Consider the following 21,069-nt stretch of genomic DNA (forward strand, 5'->3'; position numbering starts at 1 on the left):
AATATTTGTTAACGGGAGAGATCACAAACTTTGTGACACCGAAGGAGCAACCGCCCAGGAAACTCTCAGGTAAAAGGACCGTATTATATTAACTCTGGAAAGAGATTGAGTTCTCGCCGAAGGAGTAAAACTCTCAGGCAAAAATACAGATGGGTACGACAGAGTTAGTATGGGAAAAAAAACATCTTTAAACAAACTTCATCAAAATAACCAAGCTAAATTTGTAGAATTTGCTGGATATGAAATGCCCATACAATACAGCAAAGGTATTGTTGAAGAACATAAATTTACAAGATCAAATGCAGGTATTTTTGATGTGTCTCATATGGGTCAATTATTTATTCATGGTGGAGATGACTTAACTGCTGATCTTGAAAAAATTTTTCCACTTGATTTAAAAAATTTGAAACAAAACTGTTCTAAATATAGTTTTTTAATGAACGATAGTGCTGGAATTCATGATGATTTGATAATCACTAAAATTGAAAAAGGGTATTTAATTATTTTAAATGCAGCTTGCAAAGAGAATGATTTTAAAATTTTATCAAATTTACTGAAAAACAAATATGAGATGGTTCTTGATGATCAACGATCATTAATTGCAATTCAAGGCCCAAAGTCAGTTGAGATTTTAAACAATACAATAGAGGGTGTTGAAAAACTTAATTTTATGACAGGGAACTGGTTTGATTATAAAGATCAAAAAGCTTTTGTTACAAGGTCTGGTTATACTGGAGAGGATGGTTTTGAAGTATCTATTAATAACGATTTAGCTGAAGGATTTACTCAGAATTTGATGGAAAAAGGAGCACAACTTATAGGACTTGGGGCAAGAGATACCTTGAGATTAGAGGCTGGATTGTGCTTATATGGACATGAACTTGATACTGAAAAAACACCAATTGAAGCAAACTTAAAGTGGGCGCTTTCTAAAGAGAGAATTTCAATTGGTGGATTTGTTGGTTCTGATAAAATTATGAAAGAAATACAAGAAGGTACTTCTAAAATTAGAATTGGGATTAAGCCAGAAGGAAGATTGATTGCAAGAGAAAAAACTAAAATATTTGATGAGTCAGAAAAACTTATTGGTGAGGTTACAAGCGGAACTTATGGCCCAAGTGTAAATGGTCCAATAGCAATGGGCTACATAGATAAAGAGTTTTCCAAGGTTGATACAAAAATTTTACTAGAAGTAAGAGGAAAAAAACATCCTGCAAGTGTTTGCGGGTTACCATTTTTTAAAAAAAGTTACGTGAAAGGAGTAAACTAATGAGTGAAGTTAAATTTTCAAAAGAGCATGAGTGGATTACAGTAGAGGGCGATGTTGCCACCATTGGAATTACAAAACATGCAACAGAAATGTTGGGAGATATTGTTTTTGCTGAGTTACCTGAAAAAGGTTCAAGCGTTGAAAAAGATGGCACAGCAGGAGTAGTTGAGTCCACTAAAGCTGCAAGTGATGTTTATACTCCAGTAAGTGGTGAAGTAGTAGATACTAACCAAGCTATAGTAGATGATCCTGCAAAAATTAATGAAGACCCTGAGGGATCAGCTTGGTTTTTTAAACTTAAATTAAAAGATAGTTCAGAAATGGATAGCTTAATGAACAAAGAAGAATACGATAAATTTGCAAAGGAGAGTGCTAGCTAATGTTACATAACTCACAAAAAGACTTTTTAAAAAGACACATTGGGCCTTCAGAAGAAGATCAAAATAAAATGCTGAAGGAGCTTAATTATAATTCATTAGACGATTTAATAAAAAGTACAGTTCCAGAAAAGATACAATTGAAAGATGGATTAAATATAGGAGAGTCTAATTCCGAGTATGAAGCATTAAGAAAATTGAAAGCAATTTCAAAAAAAAATCAAATTTATTCAAATTTTATTGGTATGGGTTACTATGGAACTTACACTCCATATGTAATTTTAAGAAATATTCTAGAAAATCCAGGTTGGTATACATCTTATACTCCTTATCAGCCTGAAGTAGCACAAGGAAGATTGGAAATGCTTCTAAACTTCCAACAAATGATTGTTGATTTCACAGGTATGGATATTGCAAACGCATCTTTGCTTGATGAAGGAACGGCAGCTGCAGAAGCTATGGGATTAAGTCACAGGTTAAATAAAAAGGATAGTAATTTAGTTTTTGTATCAGAAAATTGTCATCCTCAAACAATTGATGTAATTCAAACAAGAGCAGAACCAATGGGATTAAAAGTACTTGTTGGTAATGAAGATAAAGTATTGGATCAACTTAAAGAGGATTTAGTTTGTGGAATTCTTCAATACCCTGGAACTTTAGGAGACATTAAAGATCCAAGTGAAGCCATTAGTAAAATCCATAAAAAAAATGGAAAAGCCGTATTAGTTTCTGATTTATTAGCTTTAGCGCTACTTAAAACACCAAGAGAATTAGGTGCTGATATTGCAGTTGGAAGTTCACAAAGGTTTGGAATACCAATGGGTTATGGCGGACCTCATGCAGCTTTCTTTGCAACTAAAGATGAGTTTAAAAGATCAATGCCAGGAAGAATTATTGGTGTGTCTGTTGATAGACATGGAAATAAAGCTTACAGATTATCACTTCAAACAAGAGAGCAACATATTAGAAGAGATAAAGCGACAAGTAATATTTGTACTGCTCAAGCGTTGTTAGCAATTGTTTCAGCTGCATACGCTATTTACCACGGACCAGATGGAATAAAAACTATTGCAGAAAGAGTTTCCCAATTAGCTAAAAATTTTGCAGATAAATTAAAACAATCTGGATATGAAATTTATTCAGATCATTTCTTTGATACAGTTACAATTGTAACAAAAGATAAAACTGATCAAATCTATAAAAATGCTTTAGATCAAAAAGTAAACATTAGAAGAGTAAATTCTGAAATGTTGGCTGTTTCTTTTGATGAAAAGAAAAATGTTTATAGAGTAAATCAATTGTTGAAAATTTTTAACGCAGCTGAATCGATTAAAAAAGAAGATCCAACAGTGAGTTTACCTAATTTACCAAAAAATTTATTAAGAACTTCCAAATATTTAGAACATCCTGTTTTCAATTCATATCATTCAGAAACAGAGATGCTTAGATATTTAAAAAAATTAGAAGATAAAGACATAGCTCTTAATAGAACTATGATTGCACTTGGCTCATGTACTATGAAATTAAATGCAACTGCAGAAATGATACCAATTTCATGGAGAGAGTTAGCTGAGCCTCATCCGTTTGTACCAGTAGAGCAGATGGAAGGGTATAGAGCTTTATTCACTGATCTTAAAAATTGGTTAAGATCAATTACAGGTTTTTCTGGTGTTTCACTTCAACCGAATGCAGGTGCTCAAGGAGAATATGCTGGCTTAATGGTAATTAGAAAATACCATTTAGATAGAGGCGAAGAAAATAGAAATATATGTTTAATTCCAAGTTCAGCACATGGAACAAATCCTGCCAGTGCCCAAATGGTTGGGATGAAAGTTGTCGTTGTTGATTGTGATAAAGAAGGAAATGTTGATTTTGAAGATTTAAAGAAAAAAGCAGAAATGCATTCTGAAAATCTTGGAGCATTAATGGTTACATACCCTTCTACTCACGGTGTGTTTGAAGAAAAAATCACAGATATTTGTGAACTGATACATAAACATGGTGGTCAAGTTTACATGGATGGTGCAAACCTAAATGCACTTGTTGGAATAGCAAGACCTGGAAATTTTGGTCCTGATGTTTGTCATATAAATTTACACAAAACATTCTGTATTCCACACGGTGGTGGCGGACCAGGAATGGGACCGATTGCATGTAAAAGACATTTGCAAGTTTATTTGCCTAATCATCCAGTTGTTAAAGATTGTGGACCCGCTACAGGAATAGGTGCAGTTTCAGCAGCCCCTTGGGGAAGCTCAAGTATTTTATCAATTTCTTGGATGTATATTAAAATGATGGGTTCTGAAGGTTTAAAGCTAGCTACTCAAGTTGCGATATTAAACGCAAATTATATAGCCCATAGACTTAAAGATCATTTCCCAATTTTGTACAAAGGTTCAAATGGCAATGTTGCTCATGAATGTATTATAGATATTCGATCAATTAAGAGTGAGACAGGTATCACTGAGGAAGATATCGCTAAAAGATTGATCGATTATGGTTTCCATGCACCAACAATGTCTTGGCCAGTTGCGGGAACTATGATGATAGAGCCAACAGAGAGTGAGAGTTTATCTGAGCTTGATAGATTTTGTGATACTTTAATTAATGTCAAATCTGAAATAGATAAGATCAATTCTGGTGAGTTTGATAAAGTAGACAATCCTATTAAGAACGCTCCTCATACAGATATAGAGCTTGCATCAGATGAATGGGATCATAAATATTCAAGAGAGCAAGCTGCTTATCCTGCTAAGTTCTTAAAAACAAATAAATTTTGGCCACCAGTTGCAAGAGTGGACAATGTTTATGGAGATAAGAATATCTTTTGTACTTGTCCAAGTATGGATGAGTTTAAAGAAGACGCGGCATAACTATTAATGAAAATTGCCGTAGTCGGTTCTGGTATATCAGGCTTAAGTGCTGCTTATTATTTATCAAAAAAACATCATGTAGATCTTTTTGAGAAAGAAGATCATTTTGGTGGTCATTCTCATACAATAGATTTAATTTTTGGTGAAAAGAAGGTATCTGTAGATATTGGTTTTATTGTATTTAATTTTCAAACCTATCCAAATTTAATTAATTTCTTTAAAGAAAATGATGTTCAGATTGAAAAAAGTGACATGTCATTTTCAGTATCAGTAGAAAATACAAAATTTGAATATTGTGGAAAAGGTTTAAATGGAATTTTTTCCAATAGATCTAATTTGTTTAATCCTAATTTTTTAAAAATGTTTTTTGATATCATTAAATTTTATAAAAATAGCGATCAAATAAATGTTACAGATCAAAAACTTACTTTAGGTGAGTATTTAGAAAAAAATAAACTATCAAAAACATTTATTGATTACCATATCATCCCAATGGTATCTGCAATCTGGTCTATGCCACCTTATGAAGCTAGCAAGATGCCAATAACATTCTTTTTAAAATTTTTTCAAAATCACGGGCTCTTCAAATTAAAAAATAGACCTCAGTGGTACACTGTAACCAATAGAAGCAGAACTTATGTGAATAAAGTAATTTCAAAGATTAGCGGTGAATACTTTAAAAATTATAAAATTAAAAAAATTATAAGAAAATCAAAAGGGTTAGATTTATATTATGGTGGTGAAAGTGAATTTTTTGATTACGATAAAGTTGTTATAGCAGCTCACGCTGATCAAGCTTTAAAGTTGATTGATAATCCTACCAATGAAGAGACAAAAATTTTATCTAATTTTAGTTATAAGGAAAATATTGCATATATTCATACAGACAAAAGAGCGATGCCAAAAAATAAAAAGGCATGGTCTTCATGGAATTCATCGATCAATGATAAAGATTTAGAAAAAAACTCTATTACTTATTGGTTAAATCTTTTACAAAACCTTAAATGCGATCAGGACATTTTTTTAACTCTTAATCCATATTTTGAAATAGATCAGAATAAAATACTTAAAATAGTTAAATTTACTCATCCTTACTATGATCAACAAGCATTAGATGCTCAGTCAGAGCTATCTAGTTTACAAAATAAAAAAGATTTACTTTTTTGTGGGAGTTATTTTGGTTACGGTTTTCATGAAGATGGAATAAAATCATCGATTGAAATGCTAAAATACCTAAATGACTAACTCATGTATATATAACGGAAAAGTAATCCATAAACGTTTTAAACCTAAAGAGCATTATTTTAAGTATAGTGTTTTCTCACTTTTAATTGATTTATCTGAATTAAGAAAAATAGATCAAGAGATAAGCTTCTTTTCTTTGAATAAATTCAATTTAATTAGTTTTCATGAAAAGGATCATGGTGAACGGGACGGATCTTCTCTTGAAGAGTGGGTAAAAAAAAATTTAGAACAAAACAAAATAGACACTACAGATATCAAAATTAAGCTTCTCTGTTATCCAAGAGTTTTTGGTTATGTGTTCAATCCTTTAAGTATCTTTTTTGTTTATAACCAAAATGATAAATTAATATCTATATTATATGAGGTGAAAAATACATTTGGTGAGCAACATACTTATGTTTTTAGAGTAGATAGTGAAAATAAACTAATTCAGAATAATTGTTCTAAAAAATTTCATGTTTCACCCTTTATAGAAATGGATTGTAAATATTTCTTTAGAATTCTTAATCCTGATGAAAAACTTTCTGTAATCATTGATCAATACGATCAAGAGGGAAAAATTTTATTTGCATCTCAAGATGGAAAAAGAACAAACTTAAATAGTATTCAATTATTAAAATCATATTTAAAGCACCCTCTGATGACTATAAAAATAATATCAGCAATCCATTTTGAGGCCTTTAAATTATGGATGAAAGGAATTAAGATTATTAAAAAAAAATAAAAATAAGAAACAATTTAACGGTTGAAAATTAATGTTATTAAATAGAGCTGCAGATAAATTGGTTTTTAAATTTTTAAGTAAAATTAAAAATGGATACCTTGAGATTACTACCTATGAAGGTGAGATATTAAAGTTTGGTAACCCTGATCAATCTTTAAAGGCAAATATTAAGATAAAAAATCCAAATTTTAATTATAATTTAATTAGAGGTGGAAGCATTGGTTTTGCTGAAAGTTATATGAGAGGTGAATTTGAAACTGATAATCTTTCAGATCTAATTGAGTTAACAGCTAGAAATATTCAAGTGATATATAAATTCTCAGGTTTGCTTGATCTGCCTGTAATCAATTTTATTAAAAATAAAATAATCAAAAATACAAAAAGTCGAAGTAAGGAAAATATTGCAAAACATTATGATCTTGGAAATGATTTCTTTTCATTGTGGCTAGATGATACTTTAACTTATTCAAGTGCAATCTTTGATGATAGTTCAAAAAATTTAAGTGTTGCGCAAAATAATAAATACCAAAAATTAATTGATCTAATCAAACCTAGTTCTGGTGACAAAGTTTTAGAAATTGGTTGTGGCTGGGGTGGCTTTGCAGAATATTTAGGTAAGAAATATGATGTAAAGTTAGACTGTATTACTATTTCTAAAAAACAATTCGAATACGCAAAAGAGAGAATTCATAAATGTGGTCTAAATGAAAAAGTAAATATTGAGATTAAAGATTACCGAGATCTTCAAGGAAAATATAATTCGATCGCTTCAATTGAAATGATTGAAGCAGTTGGGCAAAATTATTTAGAGAGTTATTTTAAAACAATTAAGGATAATTTATCAAATGGTGGAAAGGCTGCGATTCAAGCAATAACAATTGATGATAGTTTGTTTGATAGATACAAAAATAAACAGGATTTTATTCAAAAATACATTTTTCCAGGTGGATTTCTTCCTAACAAAAATAGCATTAATAGATACGTTTCAGATAATGGTTTAACAATAAACTCATACATATCGTATGCAGATCACTATGCAGAAACGTTAGCTATATGGAGAGAAGAGTTTTTGAGAAAGTGGGATCAAATTAAAAATCAAGGTTTTGATCTGACCTTCAAAAGAATGTGGGAATTTTACCTATCTTATTGTGAAGCTGGATTTAAATCTAAAAATATTGATTTGATTCAATTTTCAATGCAGAATAAATAACATCAATAATATGAAAATAATTAAATCAATTTCGTTGATAATTTTGGCATTCTTAATTACAAGTTGCTCAAATAATAGTGCCATGAAACCAGAAGATTTTAAAAATAAAGAACCTAGATTAATTATTGAAGAATACCTTACAGGAAACGTTAAAGCTTGGGGTGTTTTGCAAAATCGATCAGGAAAAGTTACAAGACAATTCTCAGCCGATTTAGACGGAACATGGGATGGCAAACAACTAATTTTAAAAGAAAAATTTAATTGGGACGATGGTGAGGTTCAAGACCGAGAGTGGACAATTACTAAAATAGATGAACATAATTATGAAGGTACAGCAGGGGACGTTGTTGGAAAAGCAATAGGATATTCTTACGGTCCTGCATTTAAATTTGAGTATGTTTTGTTAGTTCCAGTTAAAGGAAAAGAATTAAAAATTACTTTTGATGATTGGATCTTTAAACAAGATGAAAGAGTTGCAATCAACAGAGCTACAATGACTAAGTTTGGATTTAAAGTAGCAGAGCTAACGGTTGTATTCGTTAAAGATTAGTTATTTCTTTTGATGCTTAGTCATCTTTCCTACTAATTTAAAGTAAAGTTTACTTGGAAGAAAACTAAAGAACTTTAAAGTTAAAGTAAGCGCTTTTGGAAAATGTATCTCGAAAACGTTTTTATTAATTAAGCCATTGTAGATTTGATCAGCAGCAAATTCAGGTGTTTTTAGAAATGGCATTTTGAAATCGTTTTTATCAGTCATAGGTGTTTTAATAAAACCAGGAGAAACTAAACAAACTCGAACATTGTACCTTTTAAAATCAAAATATAAACTTTCTGCTAAATTATTTAGTGCAGATTTCGATGGTCCATAACCAGTTGAATTAGGTAATCCTCTATAGCCAGCAATAGATGAAACTATAGTAATTATACCATTTTTTCTTTCTCTATAATATTGTTCAACTGCTTTAATTGAGTTCACTGTTCCAAAAAAATTTACTTTAAAAACATCTTCCATTTGTTCAACATCGATTTCTTTTTCTTTTTTTGGATTCCATGTACCAGTTGAAAAAAAACATATATCAATATTTTCAAACTTAGTTTTAATCTGATTGAAAACTTCTATACATTTTGCTTTATCAGTAACATCTAAAGGGAATGATGAAATATTTTCATAATTGCTTGAAAGTTCATCTAAGAGCTCCACTCTTCTCGCAGATACAGCAACATTCCATCCTTTGTTTGCAAATTTAATTGCCAAGGCTTTACCAATTCCTGTACTGCCACCTGTTATCCAAATAGTTTTTTTGCTCATTTTTTGTTATGTATAAACATTATGTTAAAAAATAAAATTGTAACATTTATATTATTTCTTATCATTACATTTTCAGCTTCATTAATTGGAGGTTTAGCTACAGTTACTTTCAAGGAGCCTTGGTATTCTTTGTTAAATAAACCTGTTTTTAATCCACCAGACTGGGTGTTTGGTCCGGTATGGACAATTTTATATTTATTGATGACAATTTCTATTTGGATGTATTGGCATTCCAAAAATAAAGAGATGAATACAGTTTATATTTATTTTATTCATTTAGTTTTCAATGCAACTTGGAGTATAGTTTTCTTTGTATTTCACAACATGATTTTAGCTTTATTGGTATTAGTTGTGTTAATTGCATTTATTATCAATCTAATCATAAGATATAGACGCGTCAGAATGATGAGCTCGTATTTAATGATTCCATATTTACTTTGGTGTTGCTTTGCTCTAATTTTGAATAGTAGCTTGATAATTTTAAACTAACTATGGACGATGTTGTTATAATCGGTGGAGGAATAATAGGGGCTGCCACTGCATATTTTTTATCCAAAGAAGGTAGAAAAGTTAAAGTTATTGAAAGAGATCCAACTTATAAAACAGCTTCATTTCCGTTATCTTTAGGAGGTTTTAGAAGACAATTTTTTCAAAAAGAGAATATATTATTAGGAAAATTTGCTAGGGAATTTATTTTTCAAATACCAGAATTGTTAAAAACTGAAAAAAATCCTAATCCAACAGCAAGCATGGTCCCAAATGGATACTTATTAATGTTTGGAAAAGAACATGCAGAAGAGCAATATAGAGCCCTAGAAAATCATAAAGCATGTGATGCAGGTACTAAAAATATAAGTGGTGAAGAGCTTTCAAAAATTTTTCCATATATAAATTCTGAAGGTATTGAAACAGCTACTTACACAGATGATAAAAGTGAGGGATGGATAGATCCTTTTTTATTTCATAGTGCTTTAAAGAGTAAAGCAATTGAACTTGGTGCAGAATTTATTAAGGGTGAGGTTAAAGATATTTCTGAAGTTAATGCAAAAACAATTGTTTCTGCAGCTGGTTGTTGGACAAAAAAATTATTAGAAGATATCCCAGTAGTTCCTCAAAAACACACAGTCTTTAGAGTAAAATGCCCAACGCATATTAAAGAAATGCCTTTGTCTGCAGATTTAACAACAGGTGTGTATTGGAGACCCGAAGGAAAAGAATATTTAGCAGGTTCACCTAAATGGACTTTTGATGACTCAAATCTTGAACCAGCTTGGGATGATTTTGAAGAAATTGTTTGGCCCGCTTTAGCAAAAAGAATACCAGCATTTGAAGAATTAAAATTAACTGGGGCATGGGCAGGTTTTTATGATCATAATAAATTAGATAGCAATGCGATAGTTGGAAAGCATCCAAAATACGAAAATGTTTATATGGCATCAGGTTTTACTGGCAGAGGTTTACAACAAGCTCCAGGTATAGGAAGAGCTTTAACAGAATTAATTACTACAGGATCTTACCAAACAATTGACGTTAGTGTGTTTGCAGTTGAAAGAGTACTAGAACAAAAAGCTAGACCAGAGCCGTACGTTTTATAATTAGGTTCCACAAAAAGTTTGATATTTTTCATTACCTGTTGGTGTAGGTTTTTGAAATTCAATAATATTTTCTTGATCAGAATAAGGATTACTTAAAACTTTTAAAAGTTTATTCATTTTTTCTAGATTTCCTTTGTCTGCATCAGCTAGCGCATCCTCTACTTTTTGATTTCTTGGTATAACTATAGGATTAGTTTTTTTCATCAGTTCTAAGTATTTGTCAGATGAATTATTTAGTTTTAATCTTTTCTCCCATTCATTAGTCCAATTTTTAAAATCGTCATTTTTATAAACTTCATTATCAATCTCAACACCCATTAAATGACAGAAGGTGTTTGTGTAATCTGCATTATTATTTTTCATCCAGTCTAAAAGTTTATTAATTAATGTTAGATCATTTTTATCTTCACCAAATAAACCAAGTTTATCTCTCATCATATTTAACCATTTTTCTTCATAAATATTTTGAAAATTATCAATTAACTCTGTTGCAATTTTAATTGCTGAATCTTCATCTTTATCAATAAGTGGTATCAAGCATTCTGCAAATCTTGCTAAATTCCATTTTGTAATTGGTGGTTGATTTGAAAAAGCATATCTTCCAAATTTATCTATAGAACTAAATACAGTTTTTGGATCATATTGATCCATGAAAGCACACGGACCATAATCAATTGTTTCGCCAGAAATGGCCATATTATCAGTGTTCATCACTCCGTGAATAAATCCCACCCTCATCCAGTTGATTACTAACTGACATTGTCTTTCCATTACAAGACTTAATAAATCTAAAGCCTTGTTTTTAGAGGACTTAATTTCTGGATAGTGTCTATCAATTGTGTAATCAACCAATGTATTAAGATCCTCTAGATTTTGAGTAGCTGCAATATATTGAAAAGTACCAACTCGAATATGACTTGATGCAACTCTTGTTAAAATTGCTCCATTTAGCAAATTTTCTCTTACAACTTTTTCTCCTGTTTTAACGACTGCAAGACTTCTAGTTGTTGGAATATTTAAAGCGTTAATAGCTTCACTAATTATGTATTCTCTCAGCATTGGACCTAAAGCAGCTCTTCCATCGCCACCTCTAGAAAAAGAAGTTCTTCCTGAGCCTTTAAATTGTATATCAAAACGTTGATTTTTATTATCTATATGCTCTCCTAATAAAACTGCTCTACCATCCCCAAGCATCGTGAAATGACCAAATTGATGACCGGCATATGCTTGTGCAATTGAATTAGTTCCATCAGGTAAACTATTTCCTGAAAATATTTCAGCTAATTTTTTTTTATCTATTTCTGAAAAGTTTAAATTTAAATTTTTAGCAAGTTCTTCATTTAAAATAACAAGTTCAGGTTCATGAACTGGCGTAGGCTTGATGTCTTCTTTAAATGTTTTTGATAGTTTTGAATAAGAATTATCAAAATGCCAACCGATGGTCATTTTAATTAACTAACTTCAGCTTGATGTTCTTTTGGCTTAACTTCTGTTTTAAATTGATTAGAAATCTTTTGAACCTCAACTGATGAAACTTTGTATTCAGCACACATTGTTTCTTCATCTTTTCCATGACCAGTTACCATGTTAACCATGTGTTCTGGGAAGTGGAATGTTGTAAATACAATTCCTTCTTTAACTTTATCTGTTACTTCTACTTTTAAAGCAACTTCTCCTCTTCCAGAATATAATCTTCCAATATCACCCGTATTTAAATCTCTATGAGCTGCATCTTTTGGATGAATTAGTAATACATCCTCATCAACAATGTTTATATTTTTTGTTCTTCTTGTCATTGTCGCTGCATTGTAATGTTGCAGAACTCTACTTGTAGTTAAAATTAATGGATAATCTTTTTGATTAGCTTCTATCTCACTAGATTCTTTCCAATCAAAGTTTTTCAATCTTCCTTTTCCAAGTTTAAATGATTCTGTGTGTAGAATTTGTGTATCTGTTCCATCTTCTTTTACAGGCCATTGTAATCCTAATTTACCAAGTCTCTCTCTAGTAACACCTTTAAAGAATGGTACCACATCAGCAATCTCTGCTAATACTTGATCTGCATCATAAGATGGTTGATCAAAACCTAATTTTTGCATCATCTCAGTTACAATTAGTCCATCTGGTTTTGTACCTGGTAATGGAGGAACTGCTCTGTTAACTCTTTGAATTCTTCTTTCAGTATTTGTAAAAGTTCCATCTTTTTCTAGGAAAGTAGTTCCCGGTAAAACGACAGTTGCAAGTTTTGCAGTTTCACTCATAAATATTTCTTGAACCACTAATAGCTCTAATGAGTTCATTGCTTCAATAACATGTGCACTATTTGGATCTGTTTGAACTATATCTTCACCAATAATCCATAAACCTTTTAGTTCTTTACTGATTGCAGCCTCAAACATTTGAGGAATTTTTAAACCTGGTTTAGTAGGGTGAGTTACACCATATTTTTCAGTATAAAATTTTTGATTGTTTTCATCTGCTACTTCAAAATAACCTGCACCTTGGTGAGGCTGACATCCCATATCTGCAGCACCTTGCACATTATTTTGGCCTCTAAGTGGATTTACACCAACACCTTTTCTTCCAATATTTCCCGTAATCATTGCTAAATCAGCAATTAACATCACAGTTTTAGAACCTTGTTCGTGTTCAGTAACTCCTAATCCGTGGAACTCCATTGAATTTCTTGCTGTTGCATAAGCAATTGCAGCTTCTTTAACTAGTTGTTTATCAACACCAGCAACTTTTGCTAATTGATCAACATCCTGTCTTTCAATTTCTTTTAAGAAATTATCAAAACCTTCTGTTCTATCTCTTACAAAGTCAGTATTATAAAGTTTAGATTTAATAATAAAGTGTAACATCATATTTAGAACCGCAACGTTAGTTCCAGGTCTAAGTTTGATATGATAATCTGCAAGTTTAGCTAATTCAGTTGTTACTGGATCAAGGACAATTAATTTTTTTCCTTTCATCACTTGCTGTTTAATTTTTGCTCCTGTTACTGGGTGAGCATTGGTTGGGTTTGCACCAATAACTAAAAATAAATCTGCATGATAAATATCTTCTGTTGAATTAGTTGCTGCACCTGTTCCAAATGTTTGCTGCATACCCCAAGCTGTAGGTGAATGACAAATTCTTGCACAACAATCAACACTGTTAGTTCCAACAGCTGCTCTAATCATTTTTTGGAAAACATAGTTTTCTTCGTTTGTACATCTTGCAGAAGAAATTCCAGCAAAAGCATCTGGCCCGTTTTCTTTTGTAATTCTATTCATTTCTTTTTTGATAAAGTCATATGCTTCATCCCAACTAGCTTCTTCAAACTTTCCATTTCTTTTAATCAATGGAGTTTTTAATCTGTCAGGGTGTTCATAAAAACTAAATGCGTATCTCCCCTTAATACAAGTGTGACCAGCGTTTACTTCAGTTTGTTTGGGAGTATCTATTGCAACTACCTTATCATCTTTAATCGATGCTTCTAAGTTACATCCAACACCACAGTACGAACAAGTTGTTCTAACTTTCTTATCTACAGCTGCAGACTTAGATTGGAATACATCGGAAATTGCATCCGTTGGACATGTATGAGCACAAGCTCCACATGACACACAAGAACTATCTCCAAACATCATATCGTTGTCTGTTGTAATTCTAGATTCAAATCCTCTACCACTCATTGTTAAAACAAATGATCCTTGAATTTCATCACATGCTCTGACACATCTTCCGCAGTTAATACAGTTATCTAAATTCATTCTCATGTAATCATGAGAAGTATCTCTTGGAATTCCTTTATGTTGCTTAGGACTATTGTATCTATGATCAGCAACACCTAAATCATTTGCAACTGTTTGAAGTTCACAGTTATTGTTTACTTCACAAGTATCACATTCCATAGGGTGGTCAGTTAAAACCAACTCAACAATATTTTTTCTAAGACTTGTTAATGCTTCGTTTGAAGTAAATATGTGCTGGTTTTCTGCAACAGGTGTATGACAAGATGCAACAACTCTAGTTGGTCCGTCTTTTTCTAACGCAACCTCAACAGAACAAACTCTGCAAGCTCCATATGGTGCTAAGTTAGGGTCATCACATAAAGTTGGTACCTTTTTTTCACCAACATAGCTTTTAACAAACTTTAAAATAGATGTATGATTAGGACCTATTTCGTAAGGTTTTCCATCAATATAAGCAATTTTTCTTTTCTCTGAGCTCATTAGTTATCTTTCACCATATCATTTTTCATTTCATCGCCAAAGTATTTTAGGATGTTTTGAATAGGAGTTGGGATCGCTCCACATAGAGCACATAAGCAGCCTTTTTGCATAGTAACCAACAATTCCTGTAGTAATTTTAAAGGAATTTTAGCTGTTTTCTTCTTAGCTTGATCAAACATTTCTTTTCCTCTGTAAGATCCAAGTCTTCCTGGAAAACATTTTCCACAAGATTCTTCTGCAGAAAACTCAAACAAATGATGAATGTATTCAGCCATTGGAAAATCTTTAGGGATACTAACTACACTTGCGTGACCTAACATAAAACCTTTTGCAGTAAACTCTTGAAAATCTAAATTTAAATTTTCTATTTCACTTAAAGGAACAACGCCACCTAAAGGGCCACCTATTTGAAAAGCTTTTACAGGTTCTTTGTATCCACCACCAATTTCATTAAATATTTTTTTCATTGGTGTTCCCATATCAATTTCATAAACACCAGGATTATTAAAGAAACTATCTAAGCAAACTAATTTTGTTCCAGCTGACTTTTTGTTTCCAACTGAAGAAAATTTTTCTGATCCATTTAATAAAATTCCAGTTGCAGCTGCTAAAGTTTCAACATTGTTAACTACAGTTGGTTTTTTATATAATCCTTCTGTTACAGGGAAGGGAGGTCTTACATCTACTTCAGCTCTTCTTCCTTCAATAGAAGCTATCAAAGCTGTTTCTTCTCCACAAATATACGCACCTTGACCGATACAAATTCCAAGATCAAAAGAAAAATCTGTTCCTAAAATATTTTCACCTAATAAATTTAATTTTTTAAGTTCATTGATACATCCATTGATCGCTTCAATAGATTTTGGATACTCACCTCTGATGTATAAAACTCCTTCATCACTTCCAATTACAAATCCACAAAGCACCATTCCAAAAATAACTTTTAATGGTTGGTCCTCTAATAAATATCTATCTGAAAAAGCTCCTGAGTCACCTTCATCTGCATTACAGATAACATATTTCTTATCACCTTTTGCTTTACTACAGAAATCCCATTTCATTCCTGTTGGAAAACCTGCGCCACCTCTTCCTGTTAAGTTTGAGTCTAATAATGATTTTACTATTTCTTTTTTATCTGTTTTTAAAAATTTACTTAGTTGTTCTTTAAATTGATCTGTTGATGATAACTTATCATCCATTAAAAAACTTGTTGTTGCATAACTCTTAGAAAAAAACTTTTCTTGTTTAATTTCTTCACCTTTTAAAATTTGATCTATTTTTTCAATATCTTTTCCAGCATAATTTTCACCATCATAGTGAAATGCATGATTTTCATAACAATGACCCAAACAAAACATCTCTCCAACTTTGTCATCACCTAATTTTTCTTTTAGTTTATCTTTTAGTTTGTCTTGCGTACCTGCACACATGCATGCACTTCCGTTACATACGAAAGCTTTTTTTTCTCTATGCGAAGGTCTTAAAAATTCATAAAAAGACTCAGCACCGTGAAGTGTTGAAACTCCAAGGTTATGTTTTTTTGCAATTTCTTTAATATCTTGAGGGTTTTCACTTAATGTATTCTCTGAAATTTGCTTAAATAGGTTGTCTTTTAGGCCAATTCTTCCAGATAAATTACTTATATTTTTTGACACAATTTCCCTTTTTTTATTATTCCACCTTAACTTTTTTGTTATTTGTGTAAATATTAAAACTGTCCCTCTTTACGAAACCTATGAGGGTAATGTCAAACTTATTAGCTAAATCGATGGCTAGACTTGTTGGCGCACCAACCCCGATCATAATCCCAATATCTGTCATTAAAACCTTCTGAACTAGCTCAAAATTAAGTCTCCCAGAACACGTAATAAATTGGTCTTTTGGATCAAATTGGTTTTTCTCCAAAGCACAGCCGATAAGTTTGTCTAAAGCGTTGTGTCTTCCAACATCTTCTCTTAGAGCTATCAATTTTCCATCACTATTAAATAGACCACTTGCATGAATACCACCAGTTTTGCTGAATTCAGACTGACCTTCTCTTAAAATATCAGGTGATTGAATAATTACATCTTTTGAAATTTTAGGTTCGGAGGCATTTGTCTTTGTAGTTTTAATTATCTCTAGCGCATCCAATGAAGATTTCCCACAAACACCACAAGAGGAGTTTGTTAAAAAATCTCTTTTAATTTTTGATATATTAACATTTTCTGAATTATTAAGTGTTGCTAGTATTTTATTTTGAATTTTATATTGACCAACTTTGTCTCCATAACTTTCAATGCTATCGATATCATTTAAACTTTTTACAATTTGTTCATTAAATAAAAATCCTCTTACAAGATCTTCATCATTACCAGGAGTTCTCATCGTAATAGATAAAGTTTGCTCAACCCAATTATCTTTTTCTTTGTACTTTAAAGAAATCTCTAATGGTTCTTCAATTGAAACTAAATCATCAACATCTTTAAAATTATTAGATGAATACTTTAAAACTTTATATTTTGAATTCATAATTATTTTAAAGGATAATTTTTTTGCAATAAATATTTATTGATTATGATTGCGAGTAACAAAATTATGATACATCCAAATATAATTGGATTAATTAAATAATCATAAGAAGCACTTCCAATAATAACAATTATTGGATTTCCTCCTGCAGGAGGATGAACAACATTTAATAAAATCATTAAGAACACTCCAATACCTACTGCAAATGCAATACTCATATAAATTGGAAGTGGAATAAAATTAACAAATAATACCCCCACTAAAGCAGTTAACAAATGTCCAAAGAAAACATTTTTTGGTTGAGCAAAAGGACTTTCAGGAAATCCAAACAATAAAACCATGGATGAGCCAAATGATGCTGCAATAAAATATCCAAGAGTACTTTTGTAAGTTAATACTGTAAGTACCCCTATAGTGATTGTTGAAAAAAAACCTGCAATCAATGCTTTTTGTAATAATGGTTTTGTGATTTTGATCATTTAAATTTTTAATGCTTTAACAATTGTTCTTAAAGGTAAAAGCAAACATTCTTTCCTCGAAAGATTTTTTTTATCTAAAATTTCTTTAAAATCTTTCCAGTGTTTTTCTAGACTTACTTTAACATCTTCAAACAATTTTTCACCAGCTGTAACAAAATCTTTTATTTCCTTTAAGTTTTTATCCTTAATTTTTCTAGATAATAAGCTGACAGATGCTTGGCAATAAATACAAGATTTACACTGATAACCCATATCTTTTACAACGTCGTCTTTGACAATTAAGCTTATTTCCATTTCATCTCCACAAATAGGATTTTTGTTTTTTGATTTGTGAGTAAAGTTTTCTAAAACTTTATTATTTTCTGTGTGAGACGCGATTTCTAAAATTCTTAAATCCATTTAATTTCTTTAATTCAACTTTGAATGTTTTATATTTTATTAATGGAACATAACAATATTTTAGGATCAGTGCTAGCAGGCGGGAAGTCACAAAGGTTTGGTGAAGACAAATCTCAGATATTGCTAGCTGATAAAATATTAATTGATTACATTTTGTCAGAAATAATTGATGAATTTAAGGAAGTATTAATAGTATCTAATAATTCAATTAAATTTACTAATTCAGATAAAATTTCACTAATTGGAGATATTAAAAAAGATCTTGGTCCTCTAGGCGGAGTTCTTTCAGCAATGAAATGGGTAAAAGATAATAATAAAAATTATCAATGGATAGCAACTTTTCCAGTAGATACTCCCTTTTTTAAAAAAGAAATTTTAGATCAATTCGTTAATCAAATAGATGAAAATGAAAGTAGTTTATTTTTTATAAAATCAAAAAATACTAGGCATAACATCTTTGGTCTATGGTCGATGAATTTATTAGATCAATTAGAAGATGATCTAGAAAAAGGAGCTAGAAAAGTTGAATTGTGGGCTAATAGTATTGGAGTTAAAACAATTAATATGGAGTTTCCAAATCAAGATCCTTTCTTTAATATCAATACAAAAGAAGATTTAGAACAAGCTAAAGAATTATTAAAAAAATGATTAGTTACGATCAATCTAGAAAAATTTTAAAAAAAGCAAAAATTAAAATTAAAGATGAAACTATATTGAGTGAAAATTCTCTTAACAGAGTGATTTCATATAATATTTATTCAAAGATCAATTATCCAGCAGGAGATAATGCTGCATTTGATGGATTTGCAGTTAAATCAAAAGATACAAACGGAATTAAGAAAAATTCACCAAAACAATTTAGAATAATTGGATCCATTGCAGCAGGAACAAAATCATTAAATAAAAAAATTAAAAAATATGATGCTGTAGAAATAATGACAGGTGGAATAATTCCAAAGGGTTTTGATACAATTATTCCAATAGAACAAATTATTTTTTATCCAAACAAAAATAATAAAAAATATATTTTAGTTAATCAAAAGATTAAAAAGTATAACCATGTTAGATTTGCAGGTTCAGACTTTAAAAAAGGTGAGATAGTTGTTAAAAAAAATACAATTATTCAGCCAAATCATATTCTAGCATTTAAAACTTTGGGGATAAAAAATATTAAAGTTAAAAAGAAGATTAATATTTTATTTTTTTCAACTGGAAATGAAATTACAGATCAAGACAACATTCCAAATTGGAAAGTTAGGAACTCTAATAGTCATTATATAAAAAATCTAAAAGGAAACTTTTTATTTAATTTTAAAAATGGTGGAATACTTAGAGACAACCATCAAAATATTTATAAATCTCAAATTAAAAAACTTATAAATAGTGATACCGATATATTGATAACTTCAGGCGCTGTTTCTGCTGGAAAATATGACTATATTCCAAGTGTTGTTAAGACGTTTAAATTATCCAATTATTTTAAAAGTGTAGCAATTCGACCAGGAAAACCAATTTTATTTGCCAAAATTAAAGGAAAACATAAAGCAATCTTTGGACTTCCAGGAAATCCAATGTCATCATCTGCTTGTTTTAGATTTTTCGTTATTCCTTTTATGGAAAACATTTTAGGACTAATTGAAGAACAGCCTATTAGGGCAACTTTAAAAAATAGTTTTTCTAAAAAACAGAATTTTACAAGGTTTGCAAAAAGTAAATTAAGCACAACTAAAAATGGAAAAATAGAAGTTGAGATTTTACAAGGGCAAGAGTCTTTTAGAGTAAAATCTTTTGTTAAATCAAACATTTGGTCTTTGTTGCCGGCAGGGAAATCAAAATTTAAAAAAGGGGATATCTTAGATTGTTTTTTCCCCAACCATTCTAATCAATCTTTGATTTAGAAACGTATTTTTGTTGTAGAAAAATCTTTTTAGAATTAGATTTCTACAAATGTTAGAGTTAAGAAATCCAAAACTTGCTGTCCCAATTGTACTGTTTGCTGGCATATTATGGTCATTTGGACCTTTGGTTGTAAGATATATGGATAGTCCAAATCTTGTTCCTTGGCAGTATATATTTGGAAGAGGTTTAACTATTTTTATTCTACTTAATCTCTACTTATATTTTGAAGAAGGAAAAAACTTCTACAAAAATTACTATAAAATAGGATTATCAGGGATAGTTGGTGGCTCAGGTCTTGGAGTTGCAATGATCACGTTTATTTATTCGATAACAAATACTAGTGCCGCTGTTACTTTACTTTGTTTAGCTGCAATGCCTTTTTTTACAGCTCTTTTGGCATTTTTATTTCTTAGAGAACGAATTTCACTTAATGTTTGGATATCAATTATAATTGCTTCAGCTGGCATATTAATCATGGCAATTGGTAATACTGGTGAGAAATCTTTAATTGGTTTTGTATTTGGACTTACCTCATCGATAGGTTTTTCAGTATTTTCAGTTTCACTAAGATGGAGAAAAGAAACTCCTAAATTTACAACAGTTGCTTTTGCTGGTTTCTTTTGTTTTGTGTTTGCATCAATTATGATTTTGTCTACTGGACAAGCATTCTTTGCTACAAGCTATAATAGTTCATTATTTTCACTACATGGATTTTTAGTTTGTTCAGGATTAATTTTATACTCAATTGGCTCAAAAGCTATTCCAGCTGCTGAGTTAACATTGTTATCTTTAACAGAAGTTGTAGGTGGAATATTTTGGGTTTGGTTACCAATTTTAGGAATTAATGAAGTACCATCAACAAATACAATTATTGGAGGTTTCTTTTTATTTGTATCTTTATTCTACTACAGCTTAATTATGAGATGGAATAAACGCTACATAGCATTAAATTAAATTA

At 30.7% G+C, this 21,069-nt stretch carries 19 protein-coding genes and 1 riboswitch; of the genes, 12 read left to right on the top strand and 7 right to left on the bottom strand.

The features are described 5' to 3' along the window. Position 1 precedes the first annotated feature (1 nt). A riboswitch (glycine riboswitch) is annotated at positions 2–91 on the top strand. A gap of 78 nt (positions 92–169) precedes the next feature. From gcvT to ACTTAW_RS03125, 7 genes are read left to right on the top strand one after another with little or no spacing between them, the layout of a single operon-like run. Continuing rightward, positions 170–1,270, top strand: coding sequence for a glycine cleavage system aminomethyltransferase GcvT (gcvT, locus tag ACTTAW_RS03095; RefSeq protein WP_440651094.1), 1,101 nt, complete (start codon positions 170–172; stop codon positions 1,268–1,270). Continuing rightward, positions 1,270–1,650 (top strand): glycine cleavage system protein GcvH, encoded by a 381-nt coding sequence (gcvH, locus tag ACTTAW_RS03100; RefSeq protein WP_262589607.1) that lies wholly within the window; start codon positions 1,270–1,272, stop codon positions 1,648–1,650. Before gcvT ends, gcvH begins: the two co-directional genes overlap by 1 nt. After that, positions 1,650–4,520 carry an aminomethyl-transferring glycine dehydrogenase gene (gene gcvP, locus ACTTAW_RS03105; RefSeq protein WP_440651095.1) on the top strand — a complete coding sequence of 957 codons (2,871 nt, stop codon included), beginning with the start codon at positions 1,650–1,652 and terminating at the stop codon, positions 4,518–4,520. The genes gcvH and gcvP overlap by 1 nt, the downstream gene beginning before the upstream one ends. Positions 4,521–4,526: 6 nt before the next feature. Next, complete coding sequence (locus ACTTAW_RS03110; RefSeq protein WP_440651096.1) at positions 4,527–5,765, top strand: NAD(P)/FAD-dependent oxidoreductase; 1,239 nt, start codon at positions 4,527–4,529, stop codon at positions 5,763–5,765. Next, positions 5,758–6,489, top strand: coding sequence for a DUF1365 domain-containing protein (locus ACTTAW_RS03115; RefSeq protein WP_440651097.1), 732 nt, complete (start codon positions 5,758–5,760; stop codon positions 6,487–6,489). Before ACTTAW_RS03110 ends, ACTTAW_RS03115 begins: the two co-directional genes overlap by 8 nt. A 31-nt stretch (positions 6,490–6,520) precedes the next feature. Further along, complete coding sequence (locus ACTTAW_RS03120; protein ID WP_440633892.1) at positions 6,521–7,699, top strand: class I SAM-dependent methyltransferase; 1,179 nt, start codon at positions 6,521–6,523, stop codon at positions 7,697–7,699. A gap of 10 nt (positions 7,700–7,709) precedes the next feature. Further along, positions 7,710–8,249 carry a DUF3833 domain-containing protein gene (locus ACTTAW_RS03125; RefSeq protein ID WP_440613940.1) on the top strand — a complete coding sequence of 180 codons (540 nt, stop codon included), beginning with the start codon at positions 7,710–7,712 and terminating at the stop codon, positions 8,247–8,249. On the opposite strand, the gene ACTTAW_RS03130 is transcribed toward ACTTAW_RS03125, so the two are convergent. Continuing rightward, complete coding sequence (locus tag ACTTAW_RS03130; protein ID WP_440651098.1) at positions 8,250–9,008, bottom strand: SDR family NAD(P)-dependent oxidoreductase; 759 nt, start codon at positions 9,006–9,008, stop codon at positions 8,250–8,252. A 21-nt stretch (positions 9,009–9,029) separates the two neighbouring features. On the opposite strand from ACTTAW_RS03130, the gene ACTTAW_RS03135 reads away from it, so the two are divergent. Beyond that, positions 9,030–9,497 carry a TspO/MBR family protein gene (locus ACTTAW_RS03135; protein WP_440651099.1) on the top strand — a complete coding sequence of 156 codons (468 nt, stop codon included), beginning with the start codon at positions 9,030–9,032 and terminating at the stop codon, positions 9,495–9,497. 2 nt (positions 9,498–9,499) lie between these two features. After that, on the top strand, positions 9,500–10,603 hold the full coding sequence (locus ACTTAW_RS03140) for an NAD(P)/FAD-dependent oxidoreductase (protein WP_440651100.1): 1,104 nt from the start codon (positions 9,500–9,502) through the stop codon (positions 10,601–10,603). Here ACTTAW_RS03140 and ACTTAW_RS03145 read toward each other — a convergent pair whose 3' ends face one another. The 6 genes from ACTTAW_RS03145 to ACTTAW_RS03170 are packed head-to-tail and all read right to left on the bottom strand — an operon-like array spanning position 10,604 to position 18,212. Further along, a complete protein-coding gene (locus tag ACTTAW_RS03145) occupies positions 10,604–12,049 on the bottom strand; it encodes a protein adenylyltransferase SelO (RefSeq protein ID WP_440651101.1) in 1,446 nt (481 codons plus the stop codon). 5 nt (positions 12,050–12,054) lie between these two features. Further along, positions 12,055–14,823 (bottom strand): formate dehydrogenase subunit alpha, encoded by a 2,769-nt coding sequence (gene fdhF, locus ACTTAW_RS03150; RefSeq protein WP_440651102.1) that lies wholly within the window; start codon positions 14,821–14,823, stop codon positions 12,055–12,057. Beyond that, the gene (locus tag ACTTAW_RS03155; RefSeq protein ID WP_440651103.1) at positions 14,823–16,478 is read right to left on the bottom strand and encodes an NADH-ubiquinone oxidoreductase-F iron-sulfur binding region domain-containing protein; all 1,656 of its coding nucleotides are present in this window, start codon (positions 16,476–16,478) and stop codon (positions 14,823–14,825) included. The genes fdhF and ACTTAW_RS03155 overlap by 1 nt, the downstream gene beginning before the upstream one ends. Before the next feature lie 16 nt (positions 16,479–16,494). Beyond that, a complete protein-coding gene (gene fdhD, locus ACTTAW_RS03160) occupies positions 16,495–17,334 on the bottom strand; it encodes a formate dehydrogenase accessory sulfurtransferase FdhD (protein WP_440651104.1) in 840 nt (279 codons plus the stop codon). Between the two features lie 2 nt (positions 17,335–17,336). After that, positions 17,337–17,813 (bottom strand): HPP family protein, encoded by a 477-nt coding sequence (locus tag ACTTAW_RS03165; RefSeq protein WP_262589592.1) that lies wholly within the window; start codon positions 17,811–17,813, stop codon positions 17,337–17,339. Next, complete coding sequence (locus ACTTAW_RS03170; protein ID WP_440613951.1) at positions 17,814–18,212, bottom strand: iron-sulfur cluster assembly scaffold protein; 399 nt, start codon at positions 18,210–18,212, stop codon at positions 17,814–17,816. 42 nt (positions 18,213–18,254) lie between these two features. Between ACTTAW_RS03170 and mobA the strand changes: the two genes are divergently transcribed. From mobA to ACTTAW_RS03185, 3 genes are read left to right on the top strand one after another with little or no spacing between them, the layout of a single operon-like run. After that, positions 18,255–18,860 carry a molybdenum cofactor guanylyltransferase gene (gene mobA, locus ACTTAW_RS03175; RefSeq protein ID WP_440651105.1) on the top strand — a complete coding sequence of 202 codons (606 nt, stop codon included), beginning with the start codon at positions 18,255–18,257 and terminating at the stop codon, positions 18,858–18,860. Next, positions 18,857–20,110 (top strand): molybdopterin molybdotransferase MoeA, encoded by a 1,254-nt coding sequence (locus ACTTAW_RS03180; RefSeq protein WP_440651106.1) that lies wholly within the window; start codon positions 18,857–18,859, stop codon positions 20,108–20,110. The genes mobA and ACTTAW_RS03180 overlap by 4 nt, the downstream gene beginning before the upstream one ends. A gap of 49 nt (positions 20,111–20,159) precedes the next feature. Next, positions 20,160–21,065, top strand: coding sequence for a DMT family transporter (locus ACTTAW_RS03185; protein ID WP_262589588.1), 906 nt, complete (start codon positions 20,160–20,162; stop codon positions 21,063–21,065). The last annotated feature ends 4 nt before the right edge of the window (positions 21,066–21,069 follow it).

This window comes from Candidatus Pelagibacter sp. HIMB1495, from assembly GCF_052047955.1.
Taxonomy (GTDB): Bacteria; Pseudomonadota; Alphaproteobacteria; order Pelagibacterales; family Pelagibacteraceae; genus Pelagibacter.

Coding starts and splice junctions, on each gene's coding strand:
- ACTTAW_RS03145 (WP_440651101.1), bottom strand. CDS start 12,049: ATGACCATCGGTTGGCATTTTGATAATTCTTATTCAAAACTATCAAAA.
- fdhF (WP_440651102.1), bottom strand. CDS start 14,823: ATGAGCTCAGAGAAAAGAAAAATTGCTTATATTGATGGAAAACCTTAC.
- fdhD (WP_440651104.1), bottom strand. CDS start 17,334: ATGAATTCAAAATATAAAGTTTTAAAGTATTCATCTAATAATTTTAAA.
- ACTTAW_RS03185 (WP_262589588.1), top strand. CDS start 20,160: ATGTTAGAGTTAAGAAATCCAAAACTTGCTGTCCCAATTGTACTGTTT.
- gcvH (WP_262589607.1), top strand. CDS start 1,270: ATGAGTGAAGTTAAATTTTCAAAAGAGCATGAGTGGATTACAGTAGAG.
- mobA (WP_440651105.1), top strand. CDS start 18,255: ATGGAACATAACAATATTTTAGGATCAGTGCTAGCAGGCGGGAAGTCA.
- ACTTAW_RS03115 (WP_440651097.1), top strand. CDS start 5,758: ATGACTAACTCATGTATATATAACGGAAAAGTAATCCATAAACGTTTT.
- ACTTAW_RS03135 (WP_440651099.1), top strand. CDS start 9,030: ATGTTAAAAAATAAAATTGTAACATTTATATTATTTCTTATCATTACA.
- ACTTAW_RS03120 (WP_440633892.1), top strand. CDS start 6,521: ATGTTATTAAATAGAGCTGCAGATAAATTGGTTTTTAAATTTTTAAGT.
- gcvP (WP_440651095.1), top strand. CDS start 1,650: ATGTTACATAACTCACAAAAAGACTTTTTAAAAAGACACATTGGGCCT.
- ACTTAW_RS03140 (WP_440651100.1), top strand. CDS start 9,500: ATGGACGATGTTGTTATAATCGGTGGAGGAATAATAGGGGCTGCCACT.
- ACTTAW_RS03170 (WP_440613951.1), bottom strand. CDS start 18,212: ATGGATTTAAGAATTTTAGAAATCGCGTCTCACACAGAAAATAATAAA.
- ACTTAW_RS03165 (WP_262589592.1), bottom strand. CDS start 17,813: ATGATCAAAATCACAAAACCATTATTACAAAAAGCATTGATTGCAGGT.
- ACTTAW_RS03110 (WP_440651096.1), top strand. CDS start 4,527: ATGAAAATTGCCGTAGTCGGTTCTGGTATATCAGGCTTAAGTGCTGCT.
- gcvT (WP_440651094.1), top strand. CDS start 170: ATGGGAAAAAAAACATCTTTAAACAAACTTCATCAAAATAACCAAGCT.
- ACTTAW_RS03130 (WP_440651098.1), bottom strand. CDS start 9,008: ATGAGCAAAAAAACTATTTGGATAACAGGTGGCAGTACAGGAATTGGT.
- ACTTAW_RS03180 (WP_440651106.1), top strand. CDS start 18,857: ATGATTAGTTACGATCAATCTAGAAAAATTTTAAAAAAAGCAAAAATT.
- ACTTAW_RS03125 (WP_440613940.1), top strand. CDS start 7,710: ATGAAAATAATTAAATCAATTTCGTTGATAATTTTGGCATTCTTAATT.